A 3,919-nucleotide genomic window follows, 5' to 3' on the forward strand; every position below is an offset into this window, starting at 1 on the left:
ACGCGACACATGATGAGGGTGGGCATGTTTTAGCGCGGGATGGTTTGCACATTAATGTGGGCAGTTTTGAGAATGTTGATGGTCTCATCTCTACGCAAGGGGCAGTCAATATTGTTGCTGATAGTGTAACACAGGCAGGGTCTATAGAGGTTGAGCGTGGTGATCTTCAGCTGACGAGCCGTGGTGATTTAAGCAATAGTGGTATAGTTGCAAGCAATGGCACCATTGTTTTGCGGACACAAACAAATCTCAATCAAACAGGGCGCATTGTTTCCAAAAAGCGGATAGAGCTTTCCAGTGATGGCCCCTTGACGCTGGGCGAGACAAGTGAGATTGGCGGCTATGATGTGGCGCTGAGTGGTGGAAGCCTTACCAATGCAGGGCTTGTGGAAGCACAAGGGGAGGAACTGACTCTCAACAGCCGTGGTGATTTAAGCAATAGCGGTATAGTTGCAAGCAATGGCACCATTGCTTTGCGGACACAAACAAATCTCAACCAAACAGGGCGTATTGTTGCACAAAAGCGTGTAGAGCTTTCCAGTGATGGTACCTTGACGCTGGGTGCGACAAGTGAGATTGGCGGCTATGATGTGGCGCTGAGTGGTGGAAGCCTTATCAATGCAGGGCTTGTGGAAGCACAAGGGGAGGAACTTACTCTCAACAGCCATGGTGATTTAAGCAATAGCGGTATAGTTGCAAGCAATGGCACCATTGCTTTGCGGACACAAACAAATCTCAACCAAACGGGGCGTATTGTTGCACAAAAGCGTGTAGAGCTTTCCAGTGATGGTACCTTGACGCTGGGTGCGACAAGTGAGGTTGGCGGCTATGATGTGGCGCTGAGTGGTGGCATCCTTACCAATGCAGGGCTTGTGGAAGCACAAGGGGAGGAACTTACTCTCAACAGCCATGGTGATTTAAGCAATAGCGGTATAGTTGCAAGCAATGGCACCATTGCTTTGCGGACACAAACAAATCTCAACCAAACGGGGCGTATTGTTGCGCAAAAGCGGATAGAGCTTTCCAGTGATGGTACCTTGACGCTGGGTGCGACAAGTGAGGTTGGCGGCTATGATGTGGCGCTGAGTGGTGGCATCTTTACCAATGCAGGGCTTGTGGAAGCACAAGGTGGGGAGCTGACTCTCAACAGCCATGGTCTTTTAAGCAATCAAGGCACCATGGTAGGTGGTGTTGTTGATGCGAAACTTGGTTTTTTGACAAATTCAGGTCAGTTTTTATCTCAAGGGGCTTTTACACTTGTAGCAGCAAATCATGATCCACTATTGGGGCAAACGGCTCTTGTTTTAAATGCTTCTGGTGGGGTTCTCAAAAGTGGTGGCGCTTTTGTTTTGACGACAGATGCGTTGAACAATGCTGGTATTCTTGGTTCTGGTGGTGATGCGGTTGCTCTCAATGTGAGCGGGGATATGAGCAATAGCGGGCTGATTTATGCCAAGAAATCCGCAACGCTCTCCTTAGACGGGGATTTTATCAATCAGTTTGGCGATGTCATTGCTGAAGACAATCTCATCATCCGTGGCTTAAAGGGAGAGCGGGCTGGTCATGTCATCAACAGTTCGGGTCTTTTAGAAGCTGTATCCGGTGATATGCATTTTGATGTCTCAGCTCTCACCAATATACGTGAAGGTGGGGTTGAGGTGAGCGATAAAGTGGTCTCTCACAGGTTTGTTTCAGGACAATGGGAAGGTACCAATGTTAAGCACCATCAAATTAAGGAAGATGTTGATACTACGATTATCCGTCAGCAGGCACATTTTAAGGGTAATGCTGCACAAATTTTAGTAGGACGTCACCTAACAGTGAATGCCGGTGATATCCGCAATAGCTATAGCTTGATTTCTGCCAATGGTAACATTGAGATGCGGGGCGATACGCTGCTCAATGAGGGGCGTGATTTAATCGAAACAACAAAGATTGTAACTGAAACACATCGCAGGAAGAAACACTGTACTGTCTTGAATGGAGGTTGTCAGTGGGGAGGAATAGAATATTATGGGAGCACTATCAATTCCAAAACACTCATGCGCACCTATGATGCTGTTTATGGCACGATTGAAGCGGGGGGAACGCTTGATGCCAAGCTGACGGGCTATATTGATAATCATGCGGTGCGTGAGGGGGGGGAGCAAGTTGGTTTAAGCTCTGGCAATAAAGGTTTGGCTGGTGTTAACAACACCGACTTTGGTGTCTCCAAACCTTTGATTAGCTTAAGCTCTGATAATAAAGATTTGGATGTAAAAAACATTGACTTTGATGTTTCCAAACCTTTGATCAGTGATGATCGATTAGACGGTATCATCAATGGTTTGACGGGGCACAAAGCACTTTTTGCACCGAGTATTCAAACACCAACATCAGAGTCCATACAAGTCTCAAAACAAGATGGGCTTAGCTCTGTCCAGACAGAGCTTACAAACACCCAAAAACCTGATGTGCCGTTTTTAGTTGAGACGCGTCCAGATTTTATCAACCCCAGTAAATTTTTGGGATCGGACTATTACTTAAAAAAGATTGGCAATTATAAGCCTGAGCATGTGTTTAAAAAACTGGGTGATGCCTATTATGAATATCGTCTGGTGAGTGAGCAAATCTTTGAGCTGACAGGGGATCACACTCTTCTTGATGTTGCAGATCCTAATGCACAAATGCAAAGGCTTTATGACAATGCCATCGCACAGCAAGGGCCGTTGGGTTTAGAGTTAGGTGTGCCTTTATCGCCTCAGCAAATTGCTGGGATCAAAAAAGATATGATCTGGCTTGAGACGCATGTTGTGAACGGACAAGAGGTTTTGGTGCCTCGCGTTTATTTGGCGCCAAACTCTTCACTCGTACAAGATGCTTATGAGGCCAAAACGCAGCAAGCAAGCCTTGCCAGTGCACATTTAAAAGGCCATGGCGTCACTTTAGAGGCGGAGCATTTTACCAATAGCGGCACCATTTTGAGTGATGGTGTACTCAATGTTTCGACCACGCAAACTTTGTTGAATGATGGTGGATTTTTATTGAGCCGCGATGTTGTAGATCTCAACAGTCAGGGGCTTTTTGTCAATTCGTCAGGGGTTATTCTGGGGGATGTCATCACCCTCACGGCTCAGACAATCGTTGATGGAACAGCCAAAATCCGTGACACGAATGAATATGGTTTTGTGGATCGGATCGGGCAGCAGTCTCAAATCATTTCTCTACAGAATTTGAATATTCTCTCCCTTGGCGACTTAAGCATGAACGGTGGGCAATGGAACAGTGGCGGTTCGATGACGGTGACTGCTGGTGGTTCTGCGACACTTGGCTCATTGGTGCTAGAGAGTGAGAATAAACAAAGCTTAGAAAAAGGGCATTATGACGCTCAAAGTTCTTATCACCATTTGGCGCAAGTCAATAGTGATGGAGATCTGATCATTGTGACAGGCGGTGACCTTAATCTTGCCGGAAAGTTTAAAGCCAAGGGTGATGCGGATTTTACCAGTGGTGGTGCTCTCAGTGCGGTTTCGGAGCAAGACTTTAACAGTTTTGACTTAGACCTTCGGGGAAAAGAAGGCGATAAATCGAAGCAAAAGAATAAGTTTCGTGAACAATCGACCGAAGTTACCACAACCAAAACCACAATAGAAACGGGCGGCAACCTCTCTATGAATGCGAAGGGTGGGGATCTCACGCTTGATGCCGTAGAGGCAAAAATTGGGGGGCAGACGCATCTTAAGGCAGATCGTAAGATCAAGTTTCTGACCAACAAGGATCAGGATTTTAAGGACACTTATCAGCGTAATGAAAACCTTGTGTGGTGGAGTGAGGATGACAAAGGTTACCTTAAGGAGACCATCGAGCATGTCACCATAGATGCTAAGGGTGGCATGAAGCTTGATGCGGGTGATGGGATTGTTGTTGAATATGAGGCAAC

1 protein-coding gene is annotated in these 3,919 nt (G+C 46.5%); it reads left to right on the forward strand.

Features of this window, described 5'->3' with window-relative positions:
• On the forward strand, window positions 1-3,919 hold a 3,919-nt coding region (locus PVV64_RS10040), incomplete at both ends, for a hemagglutinin repeat-containing protein (RefSeq protein WP_273760849.1).

This window comes from Bartonella sp. ML70XJBT.G (assembly GCF_028618575.1).
In the GTDB taxonomy this organism is placed as follows: Bacteria; Pseudomonadota; Alphaproteobacteria; order Rhizobiales; family Rhizobiaceae; genus Bartonella.